The sequence below is a fragment of the Amaricoccus sp. genome (assembly GCF_047602525.1).
In the GTDB taxonomy this organism is placed as follows: domain Bacteria; phylum Pseudomonadota; class Alphaproteobacteria; order Rhodobacterales; family Rhodobacteraceae; genus Amaricoccus.
In genome coordinates this window covers 3,023,073-3,044,962 of the sequence record NZ_JASGHB010000001.1, presented here as the reverse complement: position 1 = coordinate 3,044,962, position 21,890 = coordinate 3,023,073, and the positions used below count along the sequence as shown (strand labels likewise).

Below are 21,890 nucleotides of genomic sequence, written 5' to 3'. Positions count from 1 at the left end.
GATGGACATGCCCGCCGTGCGTGGCAGCCTGACCCCCGGCCGGGTGATGGCGGAGCTGACCTGGCTGCGCGTCGGCGGCCCGGCGGACTGGCTGTTCCAGCCGGCCGACGAGGCGGATCTGGCGGACTTCCTCGCCGCGCTGCCGGCGGAGGTGCCGGTGTTTCCGATGGGCGTCGGCTCGAACCTGATCGTGCGGGACGGCGGCGTGCCCGGGGTGGTGATCCGGCTCGGGCGCGGCTTCAACGGCATCCGCGTCGAGGACGGCCGGGTGATCGCGGGCGCCGCGGCGCTCGACGCGCATGTGGCCCGCAAGGCAGCGGAGGCGGGGGTGGACCTCGGCTTCCTGCGCACCATCCCCGGCTCGATCGGCGGCGCGGTGCGGATGAACGCCGGCTGCTACGGCAGCTACGTCGCCGACGTCTTCGTCTCGGCCCGCGCGCTCGACCGTTCGGGCCGGGCGGTGACGCTGACGGCCGCGGACCTCGGCTTCGCCTACCGCGCGTCGGCGGTGCCCGAGGGGATGGTGATCGTCGAGGCCACGCTCGCCGGCCCGGCCGACGACCCTGCGGCCATCGCGGCGCGCATGGAGGACCAGCTCGCCCGCCGCGACGCCAGCCAGCCGACCAAAGACCGCTCCGCCGGCTCGACCTTCCGCAACCCGGCGGGGTTTTCCTCGACGGGGCGGGCCGACGACGTGCACGACCTGAAGGCGTGGAAGCTGATCGAGGACGCCGGCATGAAGGGCGCGCGGCTCGGCGGCGCGCAGATGTCGGAGAAGCACGCCAACTTCCTGTTGAACGCCGATCGGTCAACGGCCGCCGATCTTGAGGATCTTGGCGAATTGGTACGAAAAAAGGTTTTGGAATCATTCGGAATATCGCTAGAGTGGGAAATCATGCGGATCGGGCGTCGCTAGGGGCGCCCGGGCTGCAATAACAAGAACAACCGTACAGGCCGAAAAAGGCCGGCGGTGGGCAGTTTGAGGCGGGCATGTCGAGCAGGACACGCGCCCGCATCGCAGTGCTGATGGGTGGCCGTTCGGCCGAGCGTGAGGTATCGCTCGTCTCCGGCCGTGAATGCGCGGCTGCGTTGCGGTCAGAAGGATACGACGTCGTCGAGATCGACGCCGGCCCGGACCTCGCCGAGGTACTGGTCCGCGAGAAGCCGGACGTGGCGTTCAACGCGCTGCATGGGCGCTGGGGCGAGGACGGCTGCGTCCAGGGCCTCCTCGAATGGCTCGGCATCCCCTACACCCATTCCGGCGTGATGGCCTCGGCGCTCGCCATGGACAAGGACCGCGCCAAGGCGATCTTCGCCGCCGCGGGCCTGCCGGTGGCAAAGGGCATGATCGTCCCCCGCGACGAGGTGCGGCGCACCCATCCGATGCCGCCGCCCTACGTGGTGAAGCCGAACAGCGAGGGCTCCTCCGTCGGCGTCTATCTGGTGATGCAGGGCGCGAACGGCCCGGCGCAGCTGTCCGACGACATGCCCGCGACGGTGATGGTCGAGGAATACGTCGCCGGCCGCGAACTCACCACCTCGGTGCTGGGCGACCGGGCGCTCGGTGTCACGGACATCATCACCGATGGCTGGTACGACTATCACGCCAAGTACGCGCCGGGCGGCTCGCGCCACGAGATCCCCGCGAACCTGCCCGAGGCGATCACCCGCGCCTGCCTCGATCACGCGCTCCGCGCGCACCGGGCGCTCGGCTGCCGTGGCCTCAGCCGCACGGATTTCCGCTGGGACGAGTTCGAAGGGCGCGGCCGGCCTCGTCCTGCTCGAGGTGAACACCCAGCCCGGCATGACCCCGACCTCGCTCGCCCCCGAGCAGGCGGCGCACGTCGGCATGAGCTTCGGCGCGCTGGTGCGCTGGCTGGTGGAGGACGCGTCATGCTCCCGGTGAGGCGTGCCGCACCGGCCACCCCGCGCCGCGATCCGGCGCCCTCGCGGCTGCGCTACCGCCTAACGCGGATTCTGGCTGCGCCCGGGCGTGCGGCGCGCGGTCAACTTCGGCGTGCCGCTGCTTGCGGGCCTGCTGGCGAGCTGGACGATCGTGGCGCAGTTCGATGCCCGCGCCCGCGTCGTCGCCCTGGCCGAGGAGCTGCACGAGAAGATCGTCGACCGGCCGCAGTTCACCATCACCGCGATCAGCGTCCCGGGTGTCAGCCGCGATCTCGCCGAACAGATCCGCGTCGCCGCCTTCGTCCGCCTGCCGGCGTCGAGCCTCGAGCTCGACGTCAACGCGGTGCGCGAGCGGATCGAGGCGCTCGACGCGGTGCAGCGCGCCCGCGTCCGGGCCCTGCCCTCCGGGATCCTCGAGATCCAGGCGGTCGAGCGGGTGCCGGTCGTGGTCTGGCGCGCTCCCGGCGGCATCGAGCTGCTCGACTCCGGTGGCGTGCGCGTGGCCGAGGTCGACAGCCGGATGCGCCGGCCCGACCTGCCGCTGATCGCGGGCGACGGCGCCGCGGCGCACGTCCCCGAGGCGCTGGCGCTGCTGAAGCTCGCCGACCCGGTGGGCGCCCGCGTGCGCGGCCTCGTCCGGGTCGGGGACCGGCGCTGGGATCTCGTGCTCGACCGCGATCAGGTGGTGAAGCTGCCGGAGGACAACCCGACGGCGGCGCTCGGCCAGGTGATGGCGCTCGAGGCGTCTGCGGAAGTGCTGAAGCGCGACGTGTCGGTGATCGACATGCGTGATCCCGCCCGGCCGGTCCTGCGGCTGACCGAGCGCGCGGTCACGGAACTGAAACGGCTGAAGACGGGCAAGACGGGAGAGGATGCATGAGGCGGCAGCTCTATGAAGTGCAGCGGGCGATGCGGGCTCGCCGCGAGACGGCGCTGCGCCGCGGTGTCATCGCGGTTCTCGACATCGGCACGTCCAAGGTGGCGTGCCTGGTCCTGCAGTTCGTCCCCGAGGAGATCGGCGAGGCGGGCGACACCCGCCCGGTGCTGCGTCAGGGCGCCTTCCGGGTCATCGGCGCGGCCAACACCCGCTCGCGCGGCGTCGCCTTCGGCGAGATCTCCGCGATGGAGGAATGCGAGCGCGCGGTACGTACCGCGATCCAGGGCGCGCAGAAGATGGCCGGCCTGCGGGTCGATCACGTTATCGTCTCGTTCTCCGGCGGCCGTCCGCGCTCCTACGGTTGCACCGGCGAGGTGGAGGTCGAGCACGGCGCGGTGGCCGAGCGCGACGTGGGACACGTGCTCGCCGCCTGCGACATCCCCGACTACGGCCACGACCGCGACGCGCTGCACGCGCTGCCGGTGAACTTCTGCCTCGACGAGCGCTCGGGCCTGACCGATCCGCGCGGCCAGGTCGGGCGGATGCTGGCGGTCGACATGCACCTCGTCACGATCGCCTCCGTCCCTCTGCGCAACGTCCTGCACTGCATCCGGCGCTGCGACCTCGAGCTTGGCGGCATCGTGGTGTCGTCCTACGCCAGCGCGCTGGCCAGCCTGACCGAGGACGAGCAGGAGCTGGGCGCGGCCTGCATCGACATCGGCGCGGGCGTCACCGGCCTCTCCGTCTTCCTGCGGCGGCAGATGATCTACGCCGACAGCGTGCGGATGGGGGGCGCGCACATCACCTCCGACATCTGTCATGGGCTGCAGGTGTCGCTGCCCGACGCGGAGCGGCTGAAGACCATGCACGGCGGGCTGATCGCCACCGGGCTCGACGACCGCGACATGATCGAGCTGCCCTCGACCCTCGGCGACTCCGATCACGACCGGCGACAGATCTCGCGCTCCGAGCTGATCGGGGTGATGCGGCCGCGGGTCGAGGAGATCCTCGAGGAGGTCCGCGCCCGGCTCGACGCCTCGGGCTTCGAGTATCTGCCGAGCCAGCGCATCGTGCTGACCGGCGGCTCGGCGCAGATCCCGGGGCTCGAATCGGTCGCGAGCCGAATCCTCGGCCGGCAGTGCCGAATTGGCAAGCCGATCCGGGTGCAGGGCCTGCCGCAGTCGGCGACCGGCACCGCGTTCTCCACGGCCGTCGGCCTGTCCCTGCACGTTTCTCATCCCCAGGATGAGTGCTGGGATTTCGAAACACCCGCCGATAGACAGGGCGCGCGGCGCGTCACACGCGCCCTGCGGTGGTTCAAGGAAAACTGGTAACTAGTGGTGAATCCCGGGAAATCCTCGTCATATGGTTGAAAACCTCAACATTTTGCGTGGCTTACCCCGATTCTGCGTGACCAGTGGTGTCAATTGGTCTACGATCCCGAATCAATAAAAGAATTCCGCGTAGCGGCGCGGAAGACACAAACGGCGGTCAAAACAGGCGGACCTGAACGATGGCACTGAATTTGAGCATCCCGGTTACCCAGGACCTGAGCCCCCGCATCACCGTGATCGGCGTCGGTGGCGCTGGCGGCAACGCGGTCAACAACATGATCGAGAAGCAGCTCGAGGGCTGCGAGTTCGTCGTCGCGAACACCGATGCCCAGGCCCTCCAGCAGAATTCGGCCGTCAACAAGCTCCAGCTCGGCGCCCGCGTGACCGAGGGCCTCGGCGCCGGCGCCCGTCCCGAGGTCGGCGCGGCCGCGGCGGAAGAGTTGATCGAGGACATCGTAGAGCGCCTCTCCGGCTGCCACATGTGCTTCATCACCGCCGGCATGGGCGGCGGCACCGGCACGGGTGCGGCGCCGATCATCGCCAAGGCCGCCCGCGAGATGGGCATCCTCACCGTCGGCGTCGTGACGAAGCCGTTCCACTTCGAGGGCTCGCGCCGCATGAAGCAGGCGGAGTCGGGTGTCGAGGAGCTGCAGAGCCACGTCGACACGCTCATCATCATCCCGAACCAGAACCTCTTCCGGCTCGCGAACGAGAAGACCACCTTCACCGAGGCGTTCGCGCTGGCCGACGATGTGCTCTATCAGGGCGTCAAGGGCGTGACCGACCTGATGGTCCGCCCCGGCATCATCAACCTCGACTTCGCCGACGTCCGCTCCGTGATGAACGAGATGGGCAAGGCGATGATGGGCACCGGCGAGGCGACCGGCGAGGATCGCGCCGTGCAGGCGGCGGAGAAGGCGATCGCCAACCCGCTCCTCGACGAGATCAGCCTCAAGGGCGCCAAGGGCGTTCTCATCAACATCACCGCCGGGCCCGACCTCACGCTCTTCGAGCTCGACGAGGCGGCCAACCGCATCCGCGCCGAGGTCGACCCGGAGGCGAACATCATGGTCGGCTCCACGCTCGACCCCGAGATGGCGGGGATGATGCGCGTCTCCGTCGTCGCGACGGGCATCGACGCGGCCGCCAAGGCCGCGGCGCAGCCCACCCGCACCGCCGAACCCGCCCGCACGGCCGAGCCGGTGGCGCAGACGATCGCGGCGCGCGCGGCCAACCCGATCGCCGCCGCGGTCGCCGCTGCCCGGCCGGCCCCGGCCCCGGTCGCGCCCTCGCTCGCCCCGGCGGCGAGCTTCGCCGACGCGCAGGTCGCCGACGAGGAGCGGGCGCAGCTCGCCACCTACGCCGAGGAGACCGAGGTTCCGCAGCCCGCGTCGCTGGAGCGCACCGCCCCGTTCGGCGCGCCGAAGTTCGAGGGCGGCAACGCCCGCCAGCCGGGCGACCCGTCGCCCGAGGCGCTGCGCCGGCTGCAGGCCGCCGTGCAGAACATGCCGAAGGCCCAGCCGATGGTCCGCCAGATCGCCCAGCCGCGCGAGGCCGAGCGCCCCGCCCGGCTCACCATCAACAGCCTCATCCACAAGATGACCGGACAGGCGACCCGCGACCACGCCCGTCCCGCCGCGGCCGAGCACCAGACGGTCCCGGCCACTGACTTCGAGGATACCGAACGCGAACGCGTCGACATCCCGGCCTTCCTTCGCCGGCAGGCCAACTGAGCGGGGGCGCACCCCTTCCCACCCCCTGTAACCGTCTCCGCGCGGCGTCCGGTCCCCCACCGGACGCCGTTCTTCATTTCCGGCGCCGGCACGTGGCGCCCCGCGAAAGACGCCCCGCCTTCCGGCTTTTTCTTGGCGACAAATACTCCCGGGGGTGAACTGGCCGAAGGCCAGGAGGGGGCGGAAGGCCCCCTCGCAACGCCGGCAGTCGCGGCCCGGTCCGTGGCCGGGCGAGACGCGCCGCGCTACTGCGGCGCCTGAATGTTCTTGTAGTCGATTTCCGCCGTCGTGCGCGCGCCGACGTCGTCGTCCCCGGTCAGGACGATCTCCATCCGCAGGATGCGCCCGTCATCCTGTGCGATCCACACTGTCTGCTGCTTCGGCTCGTCCGGGTCGCTGCGGTCGTCGATCTGCCAGACATCCGTCGCCACGCCCGCCACGGTTTCCGAGCGGGCCAGCCGGCAGGTCATGTTCTGCTCGGCCTCCGCCATGTCGTCCGCGTCGCCGAGCGAAAGGTCCTCCTTCGGCCCGGGATGCCATGTCCCGCCGATGCGCACGTAGGTGGCATCGCTGGTCGCGATCAGCTCCGAGACCTCGGCGCCGCCGCCCGACGCGTCCGTCACCGTCATCTTCATGTGATAGGGCGTGTCGTTCAGCTTCAGCGCCGCGTCGAGCGGCGTGTCGCATCCGGCCGCGGCCACCGCGCCGGCGGCCCCGATCCAGACCCCGAGGGCCCCAGCCCCAAGGGCCGCCACACCGGGGATCCTCCCCATGGCGGCCAGCCATCCCCTCGTCATCTTGCACCTCACGCTCCGAAGCCGGCGCAAGCTTCCCGCGACCTGCCTCGGCGCGCAAGGCTCGACCCGCCGCCGATCACGCGGCGGCGACCGCGGTCGAGGACGGCGTTCGGGCTTTGCGGGCCGGCCGCGCTGCGCTACCCTCTGCCTGCCGAGGGAAACGAGGGTCGGAGGCGTCGAAGATGGAACAGCCCCGCTGCTTTCCGGGTCACGTCGAGCCCGAGCCGGGCGTGGTCGCCTCGGGCGTCTATCTCGGCGGCCGGCGCGTCGGCGACATCCCGGTCGAGGGCGCGGCAGCCTGGGCCGGCCACGACGGCTACGTCGTCTGGATCGGTCTGCTCGAGCCGAGCTGGGAGCTGCTCCGCAAGGTGCAGCACGAGTTCAACCTCCACGCGCTCGCCATCGAGGACGCCCAGCACGCCCACCAGCGGCCGAAGCTCGAAATCTACGGCGAGGCGCTTTTCATCGTCGCCCGCACGGCGCAGCTGATCGACGGGCGCATCAGCTTCGGCGAGACCCACATCTTTGTCGGCAAGGGCTACATCGTCACCGTGCGCCACGGCGCATCCACGTCCTACACGGCAGTGCGCAAGCACTGGGAGTCCTGCCCGACCAGCCTCGCCAAGGGCGAGGACTTCATCCTCTATGCCATCCTCGACTTCATCGTCGACAACTACATGCCCGTGCTCGAGGCGATCGAGGAGGAGGTGGAGGCGATCGAGGACCGCGTGCTCGAGACCCCGCTCACCCGTGCCGAGATCGAACGGCTCTACATGCTGCGCCGCGACCTGCTGCGCCTGCGCAATGCCGCCGGTCCGCTCGTCGAGGTGTGCGTGCGGCTCACCACCAACGAGCTGCCGCAGGTGCGCGCGCAGATGCACCCGATGTTCCGCGACGTCACCGACCACATCCGCCGCGTGCAGGAGCGCATCGACAGCCTGCGCGAGGTGCTGGCCTTCGCCTTCGAGGCGAGCCTGCTGATCGGCCAGGGCCACGAGACGGCGATCTCGAAAAAGCTCGCGGCCTGGGCCGCCATCCTCGCCGTGCCGACCGCACTCGCCGGAATCTACGGCATGAACTTCGCCGACATGCCCGAGCTCGGCTGGCGCTTCGGGTATCCCGGCGTGCTGCTGGTGATGGCGACGATCTGCTCGGTGCTCTACTGGCGCTTCAAGAAGAACGGCTGGCTATGAGCCCCAGCCTGCCGAATCCAGCCCGCCGAACCCCGCAAGCAGGGCTGGCGTATGCCGAGCCGGTGGACTCCGGGCCGTCTCCCGGCTAACTCACGTCTCTGGCCGCGATGACGGCCGGCACCAGCGCCGCGAGACACCATGCCGAGCCTGAACGACATCCGCGCGACCTTCCTCGACTCCTTTGCGAAGCACGACCACCGCGTCGTGCCCTCGTCGCCCCTGGTGCCGAGAAACGACCCGACGCTCATGTTCACCAACGCGGGCATGGTGCAGTTCAAGAACGTCTTCACCGGGCTGGAGCATCGCGACTACGTGCGCGCCACCACCAGCCAGAAATGCGTGCGCGCCGGCGGCAAGCACAACGATCTCGACAACGTCGGGTATACCGCGCGCCACCACACGTTCTTCGAGATGCTCGGCAACTTCTCCTTTGGCGACTACTTCAAGGAGAACGCCATCCCCTTCGCCTGGGAGCTGCTGACCCGGGACTTCGGCCTGCCGAAGGAAAAGCTCCTCGTCACGGTCTACCACGACGACGAGCAGGCGGCGGATTTGTGGAAGAAGGTGGCGGGCCTGCCCGACGAGCGGATCATCCGCATCGCCACCATGGACAATTTCTGGATGATGGGTCCGACCGGCCCCTGCGGCCCGTGCTCGGAAATCTTCTACGACCACGGCCCCAAGGTCGCGGGCGGCCCTCCGGGCAGCGCGGACGAGGACGGCGACAGGTTCATCGAGATCTGGAACCTCGTCTTCATGCAGTACGAGCAGCTCGCCGACGGCACCCGGGTCAACCTGCCGCGGCCGTCGATCGACACCGGCATGGGGCTCGAGCGCGTCGGCGCGGTGCTGCAGGGCAAGCACGACAACTACGACACCGACCTGATGCGGGCGCTGATCGAAGCCAGCGCCCACGCCACCGACGGCGCGCCGGACGGGCCGGGCAGGATCCACCACCGGGTGATCGCCGACCACCTGCGCTCGACCTCGTTCCTGATCGCCGACGGCGTGCTGCCCTCGAACGAGGGCCGCGGGTACGTGCTGCGCCGGATCATGCGGCGGGCGATGCGCCATGCGCACCTGCTCGGGGCAAAGGATCCGGTGATGTACCGCCTCGTGCCGGCGCTCGTCACGCAGATGGGCGCGGCGTTCTCCGAACTCGGGCGGGCGCAGAGCCTGATCGAGGAGACGCTGAAGTCCGAGGAAACCCGCTTCAAGGTCACGCTCGACCGCGGCCTGCGCCTGCTGGACGAGGAGCTGGTGGGCCTGCCCGAGGGGGCGGCGCTGCCCGGTGCCGCGGCGTTCAAGCTCTACGACACCTACGGCTTCCCGCTCGACCTGACGCAGGACGCGCTGCGCGAGCAGGGCCGCGCCGCCGATGTGGCGGGCTTCGAGGCGGCGATGGCCGAGCAGAAGGCCAAGGCCCGCGCGGCCTGGGCGGGGTCGGGCGAGGCCGCGGACGAGTCGATCTGGTTCGACATGGCCGAAAAGTTCGGCTCGACCGAGTTCCTCGGCTACGACACCGAGACGGCCGAGGGCCAGGTTCTGGCGGTGGTCGTCGGCGGTGCCAGCGTCGACAAGGCCGAGATCGGCACCGAGGTGCAGCTCGTGCTGAACCAGACGCCGTTCTACGCCGAGCAGGGCGGGCAGGTCGGCGACACCGGCACGCTCAGGACTGACCGGGGCCGGGTCGCGATCACCGACGTGCGCAAGAAGGCGGGCGTCTTCGTCCATGTCGGCCGCGTTGAGGAGGGCGAGATCGCCCGCGGCGTGGCGGCGGAGCTGACCGTCGACCATGCGCGGCGCGCCGCGATCCGGGCGAACCATTCGGCGACGCACCTGTTGCACGAGGCGCTGCGGCTGGCGCTCGGCGACCATGTGGCGCAGCGCGGCAGCCTCGTTGCGCCTGACCGCCTGCGCTTTGACTTCGCCCATCCGAAGGCGATGAGCCCGGAGGAGGTGGCCCGCGTCGAGGCCGAGGTGAACGACTACGTGCGGCAGAACACGCCCGTCGAGACGCGGGTGATGACGCCGGACGACGCGCAGGGCCTCGGCGCCCGCGCGCTCTTCGGCGAGAAGTACGGCGACGAGGTGCGTGTGGTCTCCATGGGCCGCCGCCCGGGCAGCGGCATCGGCGCGGAGAAGGACACCTATTCGCTCGAGCTGTGCGGTGGCACCCACGTCGGCCGCACCGGCGACATCGGCGCCTTCAAGCTGCTCTCCGAGAGCGCGTCGGCCAGCGGCGTGCGCCGCATCGAGGCGCTGACCGGCAAGGGCGCACTCGCCCACGTCGCGGCGAACGAGGCGGCGCTCGCCGAGGCATCGGCGCTGCTGCGCGCCCGGCCGGAGGAGATCGCCGAGCGGATCCGCGCGCTGATGGACGAGCGCAAGGCGCAGGCGCAGGAGATTGCCGACCTGAAGCGCAAGATCGCGCTCGGTGGCGGGGGCGGCGAGGCGGCGGCGGGGCCGGAGACCGTGGGCGGCATGCCGTTCCTCGGGCAGGTGCTGACCGGCGTCTCCGGCAAGGACCTGCGCGGGCTGATCGACGCGCACAAGACCCGGCTCGGCTCCGGCGTGGTGGTCCTTGTCGCCGACACCGACGGCAAGGCCGCGGTGGCCGCGGGCGTGACCGACGACCTGACGGCCCGCGTCTCGGCGGTCGATCTGGTGCGGGTCGCGGCCGAGGCGCTGGGCGGCAAGGGTGGCGGTGGCCGGCCGGACATGGCGCAGGCCGGCGGCGCCGATGCGTCAAAGGCGCCGCAGGCGATCGCCGCGGCGCGCGCGCTGCTGGAAGCCTGAGCAAGGGGAGAGAGACGATGGCGGCTTACTGGATCACCAACATCGAGGTCACGGACGCGGAGAGCTACGGCAAGTACGCCAAGCTCGCCGGTCCGGCGATCGAGAGCTTCGGCGGCAAGTTCCTGGTGCGCGGCGGCAAGCACAAGCAGCTCGAGGGCCGCGACCGCGCCCGCAACGTGCTGGTGGAGTTCCCCGACATCGCGACGGCGGAAGCGTGCTACAACTCGCCCGCCTATCAGGAGGCGCTGTCCTATGCCCGCAACGCCTCGATCCGGGATCTGGTGCTGGTCGAGGGGGTGTGACGCCCACACGGCTCCGGAAGTGCGCGTTTTGACCCGCAGGCACCAGACGACCGACGCACGCGTTCGCGCGGGCGAGACATCGGCGCGACAAGCGAACGCACTGCGTTCGCCGCGCCAACGGCGGGGAGCGCGGGACGCGCGGAGGCCGTCAGGGGTGCAGATTTCTCCGGCAGGGCGCCAATCCAGTCGTGCGCGCCCCTGGCGGGCGCTCGCGCCCGCCCCCGGGAGGGGCGGGCGCGGCTGGATTTGCCGACGGACAAATCCAGCTGGCGTCACCGCTGCGACACGCGGCACGCTTTGGGGCGATTTTTGCGTTCCAGATTTCCCCAACCTTGCCCCCTCGATTCCCGACGTCCTGACACCTGTTTCACGCGCGAAATCCCCCGGTTTCGCACCGCTCGGGGGCGCGCGATGCGCAAATCTCTGATCATCCTCGACGACACCCCCGAGATGCTGAACGCCATGCGCTTCGCCGCCAGCCGGGCCGCGAAGACTGGCGGCGGCATCGTCATGCTGGCCGTCATCTCCTCCGAGGAGTTCCAGCACTTCATGGGCGTCGCCGACGTGATGCGGGCCGAGGCCCACGAGAAGGTCGAGGCCCACTTCCAGATCTTCAAGGACCGCATGGAAAAGCGCGAGGGGATCACCCCGACGCTGGCGATCCGCGAGGGCGATCAGGTCGAGCAGATCATCGACTACGTGACATCCGACCCCGAGGTCGGCGTCATCGTGCTCGGGGCCGCCGCCGACAAGTCCGGCCCCGGCCCCCTCGTCACTGCCCTGACCGGCCGCCGCCTCAATGACCTGCGCGTGCCGATCACCGTCGTCCCGGGCTCGATGAGCAAGGAAGACATCCTCGCCGCCTCCTAGCGCGGAGCCCGTCCGGCAGAGCCGGGCCATCCGCTCCAGAGTCTTGGATTGGCGCAATATCCTGACCGCCGGACGATTCCGTCCGGTCTGCTCTAACCCGGGCCGAGGCCGGCCTCGCCGACAGCCACCCGCTGCGCGTCGATTCCCTCGAACAGTTCCGGGCCGGTCCCGGTCATGAACGCCTGCGCCCCCAGCGCCTCGACCGCCCGGAACAGGCTCGCGCGCCGTCCCTCGTCGAGATGCGCGGTGATTTCGTCGAGCAGGAGCACCGGCGCTCGCCCGAACCCTTCCGCCACCGCCCGGGCGTTGGCGAGCACCAGGCTGACCAGCAGCGCCTTCTGCTCCCCCGTCGAGCACAGCCGCGCCGCCACGCCCTTCGCCGCGTAGACCGCCCCGAGGTCGTCGCGGTGCGGCCCGACCAGCGTCCGCCCGGCCGCGAGGTCGCGCCCCCGCCCCTCGCGCAGCGCCTCGCGCAGGCCCGCCGCCTCGCGCGGCCCCTCGCCCTCGATGGCAAGCTCCGCCCGGGGAAACGCCGGGTCGGCCGCGACCGCGGCCAGTCGGGCGAGCGCCGCCGCCCGGTGGGCGGCCAGCCGCGCGCCGGCGGTCGCCATGGTGTCCTCCAGCGCGGCAAACCAGCCGGGATCGCGCACCCCGTCGCGGATCAGCCGGTTCCGCTCGCGCAGCGCCCGGTCGTAGGAGAGCGCCACCTCGCCATGCTCGGGGATCAGGCTCAGCGTCGTCCGGTCGAGGAAGCGCCGCCGTTCCGCGGCGCCCTCGGTCCAGAGCCGGTCCATCGCCGGGGTAAGCCACAGCACCCGCAGCGCGCCGCCGAGTGCGGTCTGGCTCGCGGCCTTGCCGTCGATCTCGACCCGTCGGCCGGCGCCCTCGGACCACGTCGCGATCTCGTGCGGCCCATCGGGCGCCGCGACGGCGGCCGTGACCTTCCAGCCGATCGCTTCGGGCCGGCGCGCGAGGTCGTCGGGCGCGGCGCCGCGCAGGCCGCGGCCGGGGGAGAGCAGCGAGATGGCCTCGATCAGGTTGGTCTTGCCGGCACCGTTCGGGCCGAAGACCGCCACCGGCCGCCCGTCGAGGTCGAGGGCGGCCGCCACATGCGAGCGGAAATGCGAAAGACGGAGGCGGGTGAGCGCCAGCTCAGACCCGCATGGGCATCACGACGTAGACGGCCGTCTCGTCGTTGCCCTCCCGCATCAGGGTGGGGTCGCCGGCGGAGTTGAACAGGAAGACCGCGTTCTCGCGGTCGACCTGCCCGGCGATCTCGAGCAGGTACTTGGCGTTGAAGCCGATCTCCAGCCGCTCGTCGCCATAGGCGACCGCCAGTTCCTCGTCGGCCGCGCCCGAGTCCGGCGCGTTGACCGACAGCACCAGCCGGTCGTCCTCCAGCGCCATCTTCACCGCACGCGACCGCTCGGAGGAGACGGTGGCCACCCGGTCGACGGCCTGGGCGAACTCGGCGGCGTCGACCTCGAGCCGGCGGGTGTTGCCGGTCGGGATGACGCGGGCATAGTCCGGGAACGTGCCGTCGATCACCTTCGAGGTCAGGGTGACGTCCGGCGTGGCGAAGCGGACCTTGGTCTCGCTGACCGAGACGGCGATCTTCATCTCGTCGTCGTCGAGCAGCTTGCGCAGCTCGCCCACGGTCTTGCGCGGCACGATGACGCCGGGCAGGCCGTCGGCCCCCTCGGGCAGGGCCGCGTCGATCCGCGCGAGTCGGTGGCCGTCGGTGGCGACGCAGCGCAGCACCGGGCCGTCGGGGCCGGTCGCCGCGTGCATGTAGACGCCATTGAGATAGTAGCGGGTTTCCTCGGTGGAAATCGCGAACTTCGCCTTGTCGAACAGGCGGCGCAGGGTCGGCGCCGGGCAGGCGAAGCCGACCTGGTACTCCGCACTCGCCATCATGGGAAAGTCATCGCGGGGCAGGGTCTGCAGGCTGAAGTGCGACCGGCCGGCGCGGACGTCGAGACGCTGGCTCGGGCCGTCGTCGGAAAGCTCCACCATGGCGCCGTCGGGCAGCTTGCGGGCGATCTCGTGCAGGGTGTGGGCCGGGACCGTGGTGGCGCCCGCCCGGCTGACCACGGCGGGGGCGCGGTCGATCACCTCGATGTCGAGGTCGGTGGCGCGGAAGCTCACGGCGTCGCCCTCGGCCTCGATCAGGACGTTGGAGAGGATCGGGATGGTGTTCCGACGCTCGACCACGGACTGCGCCCGGCTCATGGCCCGGAGAAGGGCGCTGCGCTCCATGCTGACTTTCATGTTCGACCGCCGTTGGAAGAGGACCGGAGCCCGAGAGGGGACCGTGACGTTACCCATTCTCCGCGAAAGGGCAAGGGGTTGAGTCGCGGAGGACTACACGCGTGAGGCTGCGGGTAAGCCAATGATTCCAAACAGATTCGCCAGGATTGATTTTCCTGTGGGGCGATTGCGCCGCTCGGGAGGGTTGCCGGGACGCCGTTGCCGTGGCTCCTGCCGGGGAATGGGCAGTGCGTGAGCGCCGGCCCGGAGGCGTGGGCCCGGCAGCGAGCCAACCGGCGTTTCCGGCGCGGTCGTCGGAGATCCCGGAGCCCGATGCGCCGGGCCCGCGTGGCAGAGGAGGCTCGGCAATGAACATCACCGGCACGAACGGCGTCGATCGGCTGGTCGGTGGCGCGACGGCGGAGCGGATCGCCGGGCTGGGCGCCAGCGACACGATCTTCGCCGGCGGCGGCAGCGACGTGGTGGTCGGTGGCAACGGGGCGGATGAAATCTGGTCGCTCGGCCTGCGCAATCCATGGCGGGCGAGCTTCGATCGTGCAACGGGCGACTTCTATATCGGCGACGTCGGGCAGGACGCCCGCGAGGAGATCGACGTGCTGCTGGCGGGCAGCGCGGGCGGCGCCAACTTCGGCTGGAAGGTGAAAGAGGGCGATCTCGTCTACGATTCGAGCGTGCCGGGCAATCCGGCGCCGGACAGCCCGGCGTTGACCGATCCGGTCGTGACCTGCGCCCACGATGCGAGCGGCGGCTTCGCGGTGATCGGCGGCTTTGTCTACCGTGGCGCGAGCGGCGGGATGCAGGGGCGCTATCTCTACGCCGACGACGTGAGCGGACAGCTCTGGAGCTTCCGTCTGGTGGACGGTACGGCCGTCGACGTGACGAATTCGCTCGACGGCGGCGACGGCAACGACCGGCTCTATGGTGGCGCGGGGGGGGCGACAACCTGCGCGGCGGGGTCGGAAGCGACACGCTCTGGGGCGGGTCCGGCGCCGATGCGCTGCGCGGCGAGCAGGGGAACGACCTGATCTATGGCGGTGCCGGTGCCGACGTCCTCTCCGGCGGTTTCGGCGCGGACACGCTGACCGTGGCCGGCATGACCGTCGCCGCGCTGGCCGACGACATCCTGATTTGAGCCACCGGCGGTCGGCTGACGGGCCGCCTCGCGCCCGACAGCGGACCATGCGGATCCAAGCGACGGCGGGCAGGCTTGCCGGCCGTGCGCGCAGCCGCGCGCTGCGGCGGAGATAAACTTGTCACCATCAATATGACTAATTTATAAACAACGGCGTTCCTGAGGGCAAATTTAGGGCGATTGGCTGCTTGACGCATCGCGAAGGCTGGCGCGAGCTTTTCTCCGCTTGCGGCCGGCTCGGCGCACGCCGCGCACGGTCGCGGTCGCGCGTCACCCCGGCCATCCGGCCGGGCCGGCGCGGGGTGCGCAGCCCAATCTGACAGGGACAGGGTGAGATGATAAGCAAGATCAAATACTTGGCTGCCGCCGGTGTGCTCGCTGCATCGCTCTCGGGCGGAGTGGCGCGGGCCGAGGAAGACACGATCAAGGTCGGCATCCTCCACTCGCTCTCCGGGACCATGGCGATCTCCGAGACGACGCTGAAGGACGTCATGCTCATGCTCATCGACGAGCAGAACAAGAAGGGCGGCGTGCTCGGCAAGAAGCTCGAGCCCGTGGTCGTCGATCCGGCCTCCGACTGGCCGCTGTTCGCCGAGAAGGCGCGCGACCTGATCGCGAACCAGCACGTCGCCGTGGTGTTCGGCTGCTGGACCTCGGTCAGCCGCAAGTCGGTGCTGCCGGTCTTCAAGGAGCTGAATTCGATCCTGTTCTATCCCGTGCAGTACGAGGGGCAGGAGAGCGAGCGCAATGTCTTCTACACCGGCGCCGCGCCCAACCAGCAGGCGATCCCGGCGGTCGACTACCTGATGAACGAGGAAGGCGTGGAGCGCTGGGTGCTCGCGGGCACCGACTACGTTTATCCGCGCACGACGAACCAGATCCTCGAGGCCTACCTCAAGCAGCATGGGGTGGCGCAGGAGGACATCATGATCAACTACACGCCGTTCGGGCAATCCGACTGGCAGTCGATCGTGAGCCAGATCAAGGACTTCGGCTCGCAGGGCAAGAAGACGGCGGTGGTCTCGACGATCAACGGCGACGCCAACGTGCCGTTCTACAAGGAACTCGGCAACCAGGGCGTCTCGGCGGAGGACATTCCCGTCGTCGCGTTCTCGGTCGGCGAGGAAGAGCTGGCGGGTCTCGATACCAAGCCGCTCGTCGGGCACCTGGCGGCGTGGAACTACTTCCAGTCGATCGACACGCCGGAGAACGAGGCGTTCATCCAGAAGTGGCACGAGTTCACCAAGAAGGATGACCGCACCACCAACGACCCGATGGAAGCCCACTACATCGGCTTCAACATGTGGGTGAAGGCGGTCGAGGCGGCCGGCACCACCGACACCGACGCGGTGATCGAGGCGATGAACGGCGTCGCCGTGCTGAACCTCACCGGCGGCATCAGCTCGATGGGCGTGAACCACCACATCACCAAGCCGGTCTACATCGGCGAGGTGCGCGACGACGGCCAGTTCGACGTGGTCTGGCAGACCTCGGGCCTCGTGCCGGGCGACGAATGGTCGGACTTCCTGCCGGAGTCGAAGGACCTGATCTCGGTTTGGCGCGCGCCGATGAACTGCGGCAACTTCAACGTCGCCACCGGCAAGTGCGGCGGGACCGCGGCCAACTGACGGCCTGACGGCTCGCACGGGCCGGCTGTCGGCCCGCGCCTCTCCCGGGGGATCTCCATGCGCCTGATCGTCACCGCACTGCTCTGGATCCTGCTCGCGCTGCCCTCGGCGGCGGCGAGCCTCGAGGAGCTGATCGCGAAGCTGCCGGACGGCAGCTTCACCGACCGGGCGGAGGTGGTCGCCGAAATCGCCGCGACCGGCGATCCGCGGGCCGCGGCGGTGCTCTCGGCACTCGGCGACGGTGAACTGGCGGCGCAGAAGGCCGACGGCGCGCTGGTGCGGGTGGTCGGGCGAGGCGCGAGCGCCACCGCCTACGATCCGCTGACCGGCACCGAGATCGGTCCGGTGGCGAGCCGCTCGACCGATGCGGTCAAGGTGAACAACAGCCTGCGCCGGACGATCCGCTCGGCGCTCGCGACGCTGACGCTGATGAACCCCGACCCGGCGCAGCGGCTGGCGGCGGCCGGCGAGGCGTTCCGCAACCCGGACCCGGAACAGCTCGAGGCGCTGGGCGCGGCGCTTGCCAAGGAGACCGACGCGCGGGTGAAGGCGGCGCTGGCCGACGCGCAGGCTGCGGCGACGCTGGGCTCGGACGCGGCGAGCGAGGCGAGGGTCGCGGCGGTGGGCGTCGTCGGCACCCACGGCGGGTCCGACGCGCTGAAGCTGCTGACGCAGATGCAGACCGACAAGGATCCGGCCGTCGCCGAGGCGGCGAAATCGGCGGTGGCGGAGATCGAGCGCTCGCAGGAGATGTGGGCGCTGGCGCAGAACCTCTGGTTCGGCCTGTCGCTCGGCTCGGTGCTGCTGCTCGCGGCGGTGGGGCTCGCGATCACCTTCGGGGTGATGGGCGTCATCAACATGGCGCATGGCGAGCTCATCATGATCGGCGCCTACACCACCTTCGTGACGCAGGAGTTGATCCGCACCCACGCGCCACAGCTGTTCGACTGGTCGCTCGCCATCGCGGCGCCGCTGGCGTTCCTGGTCGCGGGCGGCATCGGCGTGGCGATCGAGCGGGGGATCGTGCGCTTTCTCTACGGCCGGCCGCTCGAGACGCTGCTGGCGACCTGGGGCGTCAGCCTGATCCTGCAACAGCTGGTGCGGACGTTCTTCGGGCCGTCGAACCGCGAGGTCGGCAACCCGGGGTGGATGTCCGGGTCGTTCCAGCTCGGCGAGATGCTGGTGACGTGGAACCGCTTCTACATCATCATCTTCGCGCTGCTGGTGTTCGCCGGCCTGCAGCTCCTGCTCAAGCGCTCGCTCTTCGGGCTGCAGATGCGGGCGGTGACGCAGAACCGGCCGATGGCGTCGGAGATGGGCATCCGCACCGCGCGGGTCGACGCGCTGACCTTCGGGCTCGGCGCCGGCATCGCGGGGCTCGCGGGGGTGGCGCTCAGCCAGATCGACAACGTGTCGCCGAACCTCGGGCAGGGCTACATCATCGACAGCTTCCTCGTGGTGGTGTTCGGCGGCGCCGGAAACCTCTGGGGCACGTTCGCCGCGGCGTTCTCGCTCGGGATCGCGAACAAGTTCCTCGAGCCGTTCGCCGGCGCGGTGCTCGGCAAGATCCTGATCCTCGTCTTCATCATCCTGTTCATCCAGAAGCGTCCGCGGGGCCTGTTCCCGCAGCGCGGCCGTGCAGTGGAGGCCTGAGATGAAGGAAGGGCTCATCGACCGCCGGACCGGCATCTTCCTCGGCCTGCTGTTCCTCGCGGTGGTGCTGGTGCCGGCGGGCAACCTGCTCGTCAGCCCCGGCGGCGCCGGCCACGTGCCGAGCTACATGGTGGCGCTGCTCGGCAAGTACCTCACCTACGCGCTGCTCGCGGTCGCGCTGGATCTCTGCTGGGGCTACGTCGGCATCCTGTCGCTCGGGCACGGCGCGTTCTTCGCGCTCGGCGGCTACGCCATGGGCATGCACCTGATGCGCGAGATCGGCGATCGGGGAGCCTATGCCAACCCGGTGCTGCCCGACTTCATGGTGTTCCTGAACTACAAGGAGCTGCCGTGGTTCTGGCACGGCTTCGACATGTTCTGGTTCGCCTGCCTGATGGTGCTGCTCGTCCCGGGCCTGCTCGCCTTCGTCTTCGGCTGGTTCGCCTTCCGCAGCCGCGTCACCGGCGTCTACCTCTCGATCATCACCCAGGCGCTGACCTATGCGCTGCTGCTCGCGTTCTATCGCAACGAGATGGGGTTCGGCGGCAACAACGGCCTGACCGACTTCAAGGACGTGCTGGGGTTCAGCCTGTCCGCGGACACCACGCGGGCGGTGCTGTTCATCCTGTCGGGCCTCGCGCTGGCCGGCGGCATCCTGCTCGGGCGCTTCATCGTCACGTCGAAGACCGGCAAGGTGATGGTGGCGGTGCGCGACGCCGAGAGCCGGACGCGCTTCCTCGGCTACCGCGTCGAGCACTACAAGCTCTTCGTCTTCACCGTCTCGGCGGTGATGGCGGGCATCGCCGGCGCGCTCTACGTGCCGCAGGTCGGCATCATCAACCCGAGTGAATTCAGCCCGGCGAACTCCATCGAGATCGTCATCTGGGTGGCGCTCGGCGGCCGGGGCACGCTGGTCGGCGCGGCGCTGGGCGCGCTCATCGTCGCGGCGACGAAAAGCTGGCTGACCGCGGCGCTGCCGGAGGCGTGGCTCTTCGCGCTCGGTGCGCTGTTCATCCTGGTGACGATCTTCCTGCCCAAGGGCGTGGTCGGGCTGATCGAAGACCTGAAGCCGGGCCGCCGCACCCCCGCGGCGCAGCCCGAGCCGGCGGAGTGAGGGCGATGCAGAACACGATCGAAGCCCAGACCTCGACGCAGCTCTACCTGCAGGACGTGCATCGCGCGTTCGACGGCTACAAGGCGATCAACGGCCTCAGCCTCGTGATCGCCAAGGGCGAGCTGCGCGCGGTGGTGGGGCCGAACGGTGCCGGCAAGACCACGATGCTCGACATCATCACCGGCAAGACCCGGCCCGACCAGGGGCGGGTGGTCTGGGACGTGGACACCGACCTGACGCGGATGGACGAGGCCGACACCGCGCGGCTCGGCATCGGGCGCAAGTTCCAGAAGCCGACGGTGTTCGAGACGCTGACCGTCGAGGCGAACCTGATGCTGGCGCTTGCCGGCCAGCGCGGGGTGGCGGCGACGCTGTTCCACAAGCTGTCCGGCCAGGAGGCGAAGCGGATCACCGAACTTCTGGAGCTGGTGCGCCTCGGCGACGCGCGCACCCGGCTCGCGGGGGGGCTCAGCCACGGGCAGAAGCAGTGGCTCGAGATCGGAATGCTGCTGGCGCAGGACCCGCAGCTCCTGCTCGTCGACGAGCCGGCAGCGGGGATGACCGACGCCGAGACCATGCGCACGGCGGAACTCCTGAAGTCGCTCGCCGGCAAGCACTCGATCCTCGTCATCGAGCACGACATGGATTTCGTCCGTGCGCTCGACTGCAAGGTCACGGTGCTGCACCGGGGCGCGGTGCTGGCGGAGGGCTCGCTCGACCATGTGTCGGCGAACCCGGAAGTCATCGAAGTCTACCTGGGGCGCTGACATGCTCACCGTCGAGAACATCGACCTCTACTATGGCGCCGCGCAGGCGCTGCGCGACGTATCGGTCACGGCCGAGCCCGGCCAGGTGACCTGCATCCTCGGGCGCAACGGGGTGGGCAAGACCTCGCTGATGCGCTCGATCTCCGGCCGGCAGGGCATCCGCTCGGGCAGGATCCTCTGGGAGGGGCGGGACCTCTCGCGGCTCCGGCCCGATGCGCGGGCCAGGCTCGGGGTCGCCACGGTGCCGCAGGGGCGCGAGATCTTCCCGCTGCTGACCGTGCGGGAGAACCTCGAGACCGGCTTCGCGCTGCTGCCGCGCAAGGAACGGCGGATCCCGGAGGAGGTCTTCGACCTGTTCCCCGTGCTCGCCGAGATGATGAACCGCCGTGGCGGCGACCTCTCCGGCGGCCAGCAGCAGCAGCTCGCCATCGGCCGGGCGATGGTGACGCGGCCGAAGCTGCTGCTGATGGACGAGCCGACCGAGGGCATCCAGCCGTCGATCATCAAGGACATCGGCCGGGCCATCGCATACCTGCGCGATCAGGGGCACATGGCGATCGTTCTGGTTGAGCAATTTTTCGATTTTGCCATAGAGTTGGCCACTCGGGTCGCGGTAATGGACCGGGGGCGAATCGTGCTTGCCGGCCGCCCGTCCGAGCTGGACGAGGCCGAGGTCCGACGCTGGATGACCGTTTGAATTCAAGGCGAAGGGACCCATGCAGCGCAGCGCCAACCTGCTCCTCCGACGGGTCAACGACTTCCTCTCGCCTGGGCCTGCCCCCAGCGAAGGCCCGCTGCCGCTTCCCGATCATCTGATCGCGCTGCCCTCGCGCGAGGGGGTGGCGCTTCTGGTGGGCAGCCTGCTCGGCGACTACCTGCGGCTGTCGGCGCACTACGTGCCGCAGGAAAGCCCGAAGTTCTGCGGCCCGGCGACGATCGCCATCTGCCTGAACGCGCTCGACCTGGCGCCGCCGGAGGGCGCCGGCTGGCCGAAGTTCACCCAGCGCAACATTTTCACGCCCGGGACCGATGCGGTGCGCACGCAGGACGCGGTGGCGCGTGAGGGGATGGGGCTCGCGGTGCTGGCCGACTTCGTGACGGCGCACGGCGGCCGGCCGGAGGTGCGGTTTGCCGAACATGGCAGCCTCGAGGAGTTTCGCGCGATCGCGTGCGAGGTTCTGGCCGATCCGCAGCGCCATCTTGCGGTCAACTACCTGCGCCCGGCCCTCGGGCAGGAGGGGCGGGGCCACACCTCGCCGCTGGTGGCCTACGACGCGGCGAGCGACCGCTTTCTGGTGCTGGACACGTCGCTGGTGCGCTATCCGCCGGTCTGGGCCCGGGCGGAGGACCTGTTTGCGGCAATGAACACGCGGGCTGGCGCGCACACCCGCGGCTTTGCGATCGTCGGGCGCGCCTGAGGAGCCGCGGCGGCACGCGGACAAGCCGGCCCGTACGTTTCGGTTTGCAGGCCGGAATTCCATGGTATGCTGCGGTGCAATGAAGCCGCAGGAAATC

At 70.1% G+C, this 21,890-nt stretch carries 19 protein-coding genes and 1 pseudogene; 17 read left to right on the top strand and 3 right to left on the bottom strand.

The genetic code is table 11. The features are described 5' to 3' along the window. Position 1 precedes the first annotated feature (1 nt). From murB to ftsZ, 5 genes and pseudogenes are all read left to right on the top strand, one after another. Entirely contained in the window at positions 2-916 is a 915-nt protein-coding gene (murB, locus tag QM699_RS15550; protein ID WP_415011976.1) for a UDP-N-acetylmuramate dehydrogenase, read from the top strand. Between the two features lie 74 nt (positions 917-990). Continuing rightward, a pseudogene (locus QM699_RS15545) lies at positions 991-1,906 on the top strand (D-alanine--D-alanine ligase). 87 nt (positions 1,907-1,993) lie between these two features. Further along, positions 1,994-2,785 (top strand): cell division protein FtsQ/DivIB, encoded by a 792-nt coding sequence (locus QM699_RS15540; RefSeq protein WP_415011975.1) that lies wholly within the window; start codon positions 1,994-1,996, stop codon positions 2,783-2,785. Beyond that, positions 2,782-4,116 (top strand): cell division protein FtsA, encoded by a 1,335-nt coding sequence (ftsA, locus tag QM699_RS15535; protein WP_415011974.1) that lies wholly within the window; start codon positions 2,782-2,784, stop codon positions 4,114-4,116. Before QM699_RS15540 ends, ftsA begins: the two co-directional genes overlap by 4 nt. 179 nt (positions 4,117-4,295) lie before the next feature. Then, entirely contained in the window at positions 4,296-5,849 is a 1,554-nt protein-coding gene (ftsZ, locus tag QM699_RS15530) for a cell division protein FtsZ (protein WP_415011973.1), read from the top strand. 245 nt (positions 5,850-6,094) lie between these two features. Here ftsZ and QM699_RS15525 read toward each other — a convergent pair whose 3' ends face one another. Beyond that, a complete protein-coding gene (locus tag QM699_RS15525) occupies positions 6,095-6,646 on the bottom strand; it encodes a hypothetical protein (RefSeq protein ID WP_415011972.1) in 552 nt (183 codons plus the stop codon). 182 nt (positions 6,647-6,828) lie between these two features. Here QM699_RS15525 and QM699_RS15520 point away from each other — a divergent pair, with 182 nt between their 5' ends. From QM699_RS15520 to QM699_RS15505, 4 genes are all read left to right on the top strand, one after another. Then, on the top strand, positions 6,829-7,839 hold the full coding sequence (locus QM699_RS15520; RefSeq protein ID WP_415011971.1) for a magnesium and cobalt transport protein CorA: 1,011 nt from the start codon (positions 6,829-6,831) through the stop codon (positions 7,837-7,839). A gap of 138 nt (positions 7,840-7,977) precedes the next feature. Next, positions 7,978-10,638, top strand: coding sequence for an alanine--tRNA ligase (gene alaS, locus QM699_RS15515; RefSeq protein WP_415011970.1), 2,661 nt, complete (start codon positions 7,978-7,980; stop codon positions 10,636-10,638). Positions 10,639-10,655: 17 nt separating this feature from the next. After that, complete coding sequence (locus tag QM699_RS15510) at positions 10,656-10,940, top strand: DUF1330 domain-containing protein (protein ID WP_415011969.1); 285 nt, start codon at positions 10,656-10,658, stop codon at positions 10,938-10,940. 411 nt (positions 10,941-11,351) lie between these two features. Beyond that, a complete protein-coding gene (locus QM699_RS15505; protein WP_415011968.1) occupies positions 11,352-11,810 on the top strand; it encodes a universal stress protein in 459 nt (152 codons plus the stop codon). 92 nt (positions 11,811-11,902) lie between these two features. Here QM699_RS15505 and recF read toward each other — a convergent pair whose 3' ends face one another. Both recF and dnaN read right to left on the bottom strand, forming a co-directional pair. Further along, positions 11,903-12,961: a DNA replication/repair protein RecF gene (gene recF, locus QM699_RS15500; protein ID WP_415012770.1), complete on the bottom strand. Its 1,059-nt coding sequence runs from the start codon at positions 12,959-12,961 to the stop codon at positions 11,903-11,905. Position 12,962: 1 nt separating this feature from the next. Next, complete coding sequence (dnaN, locus tag QM699_RS15495) at positions 12,963-14,081, bottom strand: DNA polymerase III subunit beta (protein ID WP_415011967.1); 1,119 nt, start codon at positions 14,079-14,081, stop codon at positions 12,963-12,965. A gap of 347 nt (positions 14,082-14,428) precedes the next feature. Here dnaN and QM699_RS15490 point away from each other — a divergent pair, with 347 nt between their 5' ends. From QM699_RS15490 to QM699_RS15455, 8 genes are all read left to right on the top strand, one after another. Next, positions 14,429-15,106: a PQQ-dependent sugar dehydrogenase gene (locus QM699_RS15490; protein ID WP_415011966.1), complete on the top strand. Its 678-nt coding sequence runs from the start codon at positions 14,429-14,431 to the stop codon at positions 15,104-15,106. Next, entirely contained in the window at positions 15,025-15,213 is a 189-nt protein-coding gene (locus QM699_RS15485) for a hypothetical protein (RefSeq protein WP_415012769.1), read from the top strand. Before QM699_RS15490 ends, QM699_RS15485 begins: the two co-directional genes overlap by 82 nt. A gap of 335 nt (positions 15,214-15,548) precedes the next feature. Next, on the top strand, positions 15,549-16,841 hold the full coding sequence (gene urtA, locus QM699_RS15480; protein WP_415011965.1) for an urea ABC transporter substrate-binding protein: 1,293 nt from the start codon (positions 15,549-15,551) through the stop codon (positions 16,839-16,841). Positions 16,842-16,898: 57 nt separating this feature from the next. Beyond that, positions 16,899-18,494, top strand: a complete 1,596-nt coding sequence (gene urtB / locus QM699_RS15475) for an urea ABC transporter permease subunit UrtB (RefSeq protein ID WP_415011964.1) — start codon at positions 16,899-16,901, stop codon at positions 18,492-18,494. A gap of 1 nt (position 18,495) precedes the next feature. After that, entirely contained in the window at positions 18,496-19,608 is a 1,113-nt protein-coding gene (urtC, locus tag QM699_RS15470) for an urea ABC transporter permease subunit UrtC (protein WP_415011963.1), read from the top strand. A 5-nt stretch (positions 19,609-19,613) separates the two neighbouring features. After that, the gene (urtD, locus tag QM699_RS15465) at positions 19,614-20,375 is read left to right on the top strand and encodes an urea ABC transporter ATP-binding protein UrtD (RefSeq protein WP_415011962.1); all 762 of its coding nucleotides are present in this window, start codon (positions 19,614-19,616) and stop codon (positions 20,373-20,375) included. Position 20,376: 1 nt separating this feature from the next. Beyond that, the gene (gene urtE / locus QM699_RS15460; protein ID WP_415011961.1) at positions 20,377-21,072 is read left to right on the top strand and encodes an urea ABC transporter ATP-binding subunit UrtE; all 696 of its coding nucleotides are present in this window, start codon (positions 20,377-20,379) and stop codon (positions 21,070-21,072) included. 19 nt (positions 21,073-21,091) lie between these two features. Next, positions 21,092-21,793, top strand: a complete 702-nt coding sequence (locus tag QM699_RS15455) for a phytochelatin synthase family protein (protein WP_415011960.1) — start codon at positions 21,092-21,094, stop codon at positions 21,791-21,793. Positions 21,794-21,890 lie beyond the last annotated feature (97 nt).